Source organism: Prevotella illustrans (assembly GCF_017426725.1).
GTDB lineage: Bacteria > Bacteroidota > Bacteroidia > Bacteroidales > Bacteroidaceae > Prevotella > Prevotella illustrans.
Window position 1 is genome coordinate 22,086 of sequence record NZ_JAERMS010000037.1, and the last position, 6,264, is coordinate 28,349.

Genomic DNA, 6,264 nt, shown 5'->3' on the forward strand with positions numbered 1-6,264 from the left:
GGTTAGAACGGTCTTTTTCAATGTATTTCACGAAATGTCATCATATCATACTCTGTTTCATACTCTGAGGGGCTTATAAATGGTGGCATCAAGCCAAAAACATAGAGGGGCGATTATAGCCTTGTAGCCATAACCGCCCCTCTGAATACCTGTCAATGTGAGACATTTATGCCTCCTTGCGCTTCAAGGTTATCTTGTCCACCACCTGACACATCTGCTGCGCTGCTATCTTGGAATAGATTTGTGTGGTGGTAATGTTCTTATGTCCGAGATAGGCTTGGATGACAGCCATGTCCGTTCCCATTTCCACGTGCAGGCTTCCGAAGCTGTGGCGGGTACAGTGAAAGGTGATTTTCTTGGTTATCCCTGCTGCCGTGAGCCACCGTTGGAGTGGTCCTTGCAGCATCTTGTCCTTGAAATCCTCAAAGATAAGTCCCTCGCCCCGTTCTCCCAGCAGTCCATAGGCTTCATCACTGATGGGGTTATGCACTATTTCTTTGGTTTTCTGCATACGGGTGGTAACGAACATCCTGCCGTTGGTGTATGGTTGTATCTGCTGCCACGTGAGCTGTCTGATGTCGCTCTTTCTCAGTCCCGTAAGACAGGCGAAAAGAAAAGCTTTTTTCAAGACCTCCTCCTCACAGGGTGTTTCGGCAAGCCGTATCAGTTCCTCTTGGCTCAAATGCTCCCTGATGGTGGGAATGCACTCGATGCGGTCTAAGAAGCCGTTTGGGTTCTCCTTTATCTTCCTGTCACGGTAAGCGGTGTGCAGCACGGCACGGAAAGTTGACCAATAGCCTGCTGCGGAGTTGATGTGCAGCTTTTGGTTGGTGTGGATGGATTGGGGTGCATCAAGCAGGTATTCCATGAACTTGCGGCACAAATCCACATCCACCTCCTCAAAGGTGCATTTGCCGTTCACGAACCGCTGGAAATGCTTGTATACGTGCTGCCACTTGATATTCTTGCGGTCAGCCAGTCCTTTGAAATAGGCAAGGAAATCGCCCTTCATCTTGGTCTTGTCAAAAAAGCCGTTGTTTTCATTGAAAATGGCTTCGTAGCGCTGGTTGCGCAGGATGACCGCTTTCTTCATCATGCGTGCGTTGAAGTCCCGTTCCTGCTGGTTTGCAGGTTTGGCGAAGATGTAAATTCCTAAGGCTTCACGTGTAATCACTCTCATGGTGACATTGTCACGGTAGCCGGGATAGTAGTCAAGGCATAGTGAATACTGTGTCCCGTTCTTAATCTTGCGCTTACGCAAGGTAACTGTTTTGCATTTACTCATAATAATTATGTTTTAATTGGTTGTATACATTTTGGAGTTGTATCCATGTTTCCGATGGCAAAGGAACAACGTGAAATATCCGTGAATACCTCCACGATACATCATTTTGAAATAATTTTCGATAATCCCGATTTTTCACGGTTATTTGTTCCTTTCAGCCATGACACGCTCCACATCTGAGCGCAAAAGCAGGTTTTTCACACCCACCTTTATCTTTTCGATGTGCTTCACCTTGACGATATGGCAGATGTTGGCTGACGAAAGACCATAGATTTGCTGCACCTGCTCAACGGTATAGTAGCGTTCATCGTTCACAAGGTCAGTTCTGCGGAGTTCGTTCAAATGTGATTTGGAGTAATAGGTACGCCCGTACTCTCTTTTAGTGGGTATCTTATGGCGATAGGTGTAGGCACGGAGTGCGGTCGGCTTCATGCCGAACAGTTCCTCCACCTCCTCGGTCAGTAGCCAGTCGGTAATTTCGCTAATATCAACTGCCACACCGAAAAACTCGTCAATATGCTTCTTGCTGTAATAGTTCTTTCCTGCGATACGGCAGATGGGGATATGGTTACGCTTGGCGGAAGTGTAAAGCCATGACTGCTTTACCTTAAAAAGGGACATCACCTCCTCGCCCGAATAGAAGTCCAACACTTCTTCGCTTTCCTTTTCCCTTTTTTCTCTTTTGGCAGGTAAGGAAGATGAAGATGATTTCCTTGGTGTGGAGGTGTTGCCGGGCAGGATGCGGTGATAGGGATTGCCCTCCAACATCTGCTCGATGTCGGCTCTGCGGATGAATGCCATGCGGTTGCTGATGCGTGAGGCTTTCAGCTTGCCGATGGCTACAAGTTTGTAAATGTACTGTCGGGAACAGCCCATGAGGATGGCTGCTTTGGAAAAGGTGAGATACTCCTGATGCTGTATCTCCATCAAGGGTTGGGCGACTTTGAAGAGGTTGTTCTTCTGCATCACTCTGGCTCGTTTGGCTTCTGCCTGACAAGCCTCACTGCAATATCTTTGCATACCGCTTCGGGTTACAAAGGACTTGCCGCAAAAACTGCATTTTCTGGTTGCTTTCATACCGTTTTATCGTTTAATGGTTCATTTCTTCAATCCTATATCTCTGAAATGGTAAACGGATGTGAACGGAAGTCAACCATTGTCGCTTTTCTACACAGTGTGACTGTTTCCGCATATCGGGGCGGTTATTGTCGCTTGTCGTAAACGGTTGTAAACCCTTGTCAACTGTCTGCACGGTGTGACAAAAAACAAGCCCCGCAAATTCTCCACGTCAGAAATACGTCTCAAAAATATGTGGAAATTTGGGAAGCGACAAATGGCAACCGAAAAGTGTTAAATTTTAGAATATGCTGGTAATTAAAGATTTACACTCGGATATTTCTGATTAGTTTTGGTTGTTCTATGGTTATAAATACAGGTTCTTGCAGAGGCCGAAGGCACGCTTTTCTATCTTAGTTACCAAGTTGGGAATCACCACATTCTTCAGAACCGTACAATCATAGAAAGCATATTCACCGATAGTCGTGATAGAAGGAGGCAGCAGTGTAAAACGGTCGTTGGCCTTACCTGCAGGGAATATTTTCAATGTTTTCTTATCTTTAGACAAGAGGTAACCATCAACACTGGAGTAAACAGTGTTATCTTTACTCACATTGATATCTGTGAGTTTAAAGCAGGACTTGAAAGCCTCGGGACTAATTTTTGTAGTCTTGTCTGAGATATTTACAACAGTTAGAGCCTCACACTTGTTAAAAGCTTCGCGTTCGATTCCCTTCACATTATTAGGAATGGTAAAATTCTTCAAACCACAGTCTGCAAAAGCACCCTTACCAATAATTTCAATCTCGGCATCGTCAGGAAATTCCGCCGTAGTCATACCCTTACAACCCCTGAAAGCATTGGTTTTAATGGTCTTTACTGTCTTGGGAAATTTAAAAGACTCAAGTTCTGGTAAGTAGGCAAAAGCATCTGATTCAATTTCTTCAAGCTGACAACTTCCTTCGAAGTTGAAATGCTTCAATTTTTTGTTATTAGAAAATGAATTAGAACGGATCTTTTTCAGTTGGGAACCATCCGGAACATTGATCGTCTCTAAAGCAGCACAACCGTCAAAAGGCTTATCAAGTGATGTAACTTTTGATGGCAATGTAACCTCTTTCAATTTAGGACAAGCTCTAAAAACTGCTGTACCAAGATGCTTAACATTTGAGGGTTCAACAAATGTCACATTCTCTAGTTTTGGCAACTGACGAAATGCCTCATCATTGATTGACTCCAATCCTGCAGGGAAAGTTATTCCCGTAAGCTTCTGTACAGACCAAAAAGCCAATGCCTCAATCACTTTTGTTGAAGGAAGCATATCGTAGACCTCTCCAGGCTTACCTGCTGGATATAAATAGAGAATATCCTTGTTGGGCTTAGAATAAACCACACTATCAACAGCTTCAAAGTCTGTATTTTCATCAGGAACTTTGTATTCCGTAAGGATTGAACAAGAACCAATACAACCAGGCGTCATTCCCTTCTTTGTATCAGGATCATATTTCTTTAGATCTTTAGGAAGCGTAATCGTAGTGAGTTTATACGCTGCAAGAAGTGAAGATTTTTCCATACTAGTAACCTGGTTCAAATCAATTGTTTTCATATCCCTGGGATAAGCAATAGAGAAGGTTGCAAGCGTAGTTATGCCATCGGGTACTTTATAATCAACTACGTTCTTAGCACGAGGATAGAATATGAGCACGTCACCTTTGCAAAGTACGCCTTCTTTAGTTGTATAAAGAGTATTTCCTCCAGAAGCTATTTCAAACTCCTCAAGCTCATCAATTGGAGCAATAGAAGGATAACCAACTGAAACTTCTTTCAAATTAGGCGGAAGAATTATTTTTTTCAAACCACTAATCAGAGTAAAACACGATTTTGTGATTTTTTCCACATTGGGATCAACCGTATAGGCTCCATTAACAAGAGGGATGGATGAGGGCACAAAACGCAGCGTCTTTCCATCCTTTGAATAAAGGACACCATTGTTATCTGATTTAAAATTAGGATTGTCATCAGCCACTTTGTACTTAGGTACCTTCTTCAACTGAGTGTTTGCATTTTCTTCAATATTTTTTACACTCTTTGAAATATAGATAGATTCCAAACTTGCACCTGCAAAAACACCCACATCTAAGTCAGTAACAGTGTCTGGCAACTTAACCGAAGTAATTTTATCACAACGATAACCATTAACAAAAGTTACGCGAGTAACAGTAAAAGTTGTACCGTTACCATCCGAAACCGTTCCCGGAATCACCAATTCGCCAGCAAGATCTCCTGCGTTCAAAAAAGCGAGCGTGTGATTAACAGACGACATCACTTTATAGTTCATGGAGTTGATTTTGACAATCTGCCCATTAGTATAGGCATAGAGTCCTTTTGGCATTACCATAAACAGCAATGCCAATAATAAAAGTTTAATTTTTATCATATCTGTCATTTAAAATGTGATTAGGCTCAATTCTATATGTCAATTTTGCATTGTACTTACTCTCTATAATATTGTTAGGTAATTTTAAAAACCAATACCTATAAGCGTCTTCACATTATAGTAATATATCCATATTTTCTAAGCTTCTATTCATTGTATAATGACTCTCTATATGGGCATACCTCTTGGGAAGAGGTGGACGTAAGCGGTAAAAAGGCTTAATAACAATGAAGTAGACGCTTATTGTTTGCGCAATTAACATGTGGCGTTTACACGACAGAATGTAAGATTTATTAATAAATATTTGCTTGTATCAAATAAAAACTCTAACTTTGTGGCGATACATTTATAGATACGCCCACCTCTTCCCAAGAGGTAACAATTCCTTTAATATTTTTCTATTAGCTTGCATGAGTCGTCTGTCGTCTATTTCACGGATGTAGATGAGCGTAGTTCTCGTGTCGGTATGTCCCAAGGCTTGTGAGATGACCGGCAGGTCTATGTTTTTGTCGTAGGCAATGCTCGCCCATGAATGACGAGCCACATACGAGGTCAACCCGACGCTGACGCCCGCCAGGGATGACAGCTCTTTCAGAAGACGGTTGTACCGATTGAGAGCAGAGCTGTAGTCGGCCCTACAAACCTCTCCATTTCTCACCTTATATAATATAGGGAACACATAGTCGGTCTGTCTTGTTGCGTATCGAGATATAAGATGGAGCATGCACTTTTCCAGTTTCACCCTCACTTGCTTTCTCGTCTTTCGGCGGTAATAGGTCAATATGCCGTCCTTGATTTGCGATCGTTTCAGAAACGCCAGGTCCACAAATGGCATACCCATAGCATAAAACGAGAAGAGAAACATGTCTTTCACCGGTTCCAACCATGGGGTTTCTGACAGATCGATTGCCGTTATCTTGCGTATATCTTCCATTCCTATACTCCGTTTCGCTGTTTTTTCATTTCCCGTAAACACATGACTGAACGGCTTTCTGTCCCTAACCTTCCGCATCGCCACCGCTTTATTGTAAATCGCGCGTAGCGCTCGCAGGTAGCACGACGACGTGTTGGCGCACACCCCACAATCTTGCAACCATCGCTCATAGCCCTTGACGAGTCCGCTATGTATAGATGCCAAGGCTATGTCCTTATTGTTATTGAAACGTGTAAACGATAACACCGCCGTTTTGTAATTTCCGGTGGTGGAAATACTTGTACCCTTTGCCGCGATCGGTAGAAACTCTGTCAACAATGGGGACGCCTGATGTGCCACCAGCTGTTTACGCGTTGGGGCTGCATCATAAAACTTTTGTCCTCCCGGTTTACTGAAAAATGAAATGATACTTTTAAATGTCATAATATTGAAGTTTATTGTTGAAGTATATGTTTTTAACGCGGCTACCTGGAATATGGGTAAGGTTCGAAATTGATATTCGTTCTCAGGCGGTGGTGTGGACGGCATTCTTGAAACGGAACTTACGTCCGG

Annotated in this window: 4 protein-coding genes; all 4 read right to left on the reverse strand. The window is 42.9% G+C overall.

What is annotated here, in order from left to right; translation table 11 throughout:
* Positions 1 to 166 precede the first annotated feature (166 nt).
* Positions 167 to 1,285 (reverse strand): tyrosine-type recombinase/integrase, encoded by a 1,119-nt coding sequence (locus JHU38_RS10050; RefSeq protein WP_004338318.1) that lies wholly within the window; start codon positions 1,283 to 1,285, stop codon positions 167 to 169.
* Between the two features lie 141 nt (positions 1,286 to 1,426).
* Positions 1,427 to 2,362, reverse strand: a complete 936-nt coding sequence (tnpA, locus tag JHU38_RS10055) for a transposon Tn4555 protein TnpA (protein ID WP_004292844.1) — start codon at positions 2,360 to 2,362, stop codon at positions 1,427 to 1,429.
* Between the two features lie 346 nt (positions 2,363 to 2,708).
* Complete coding sequence (locus JHU38_RS10060) at positions 2,709 to 4,787, reverse strand: leucine-rich repeat domain-containing protein (RefSeq protein WP_232369924.1); 2,079 nt, start codon at positions 4,785 to 4,787, stop codon at positions 2,709 to 2,711.
* 337 nt (positions 4,788 to 5,124) lie between these two features.
* The gene (locus JHU38_RS10065) at positions 5,125 to 6,135 is read right to left on the reverse strand and encodes a tyrosine-type recombinase/integrase (RefSeq protein ID WP_158267294.1); all 1,011 of its coding nucleotides are present in this window, start codon (positions 6,133 to 6,135) and stop codon (positions 5,125 to 5,127) included.
* Positions 6,136 to 6,264: the final 129 nt, after the last annotated feature.

Excerpts from the sequence above, each read along its gene's own strand:
- JHU38_RS10050 (WP_004338318.1), bottom strand. The coding sequence starts at position 1,285 with ATGAGTAAATGCAAAACAGTTACCTTGCGTAAGCGCAAGATTAAGAAC.
- tnpA (WP_004292844.1), bottom strand. The coding sequence starts at position 2,362 with ATGAAAGCAACCAGAAAATGCAGTTTTTGCGGCAAGTCCTTTGTAACC.
- JHU38_RS10060 (WP_232369924.1), bottom strand. The coding sequence starts at position 4,787 with ATGACAGATATGATAAAAATTAAACTTTTATTATTGGCATTGCTGTTT.
- JHU38_RS10065 (WP_158267294.1), bottom strand. The coding sequence starts at position 6,135 with ATGACATTTAAAAGTATCATTTCATTTTTCAGTAAACCGGGAGGACAA.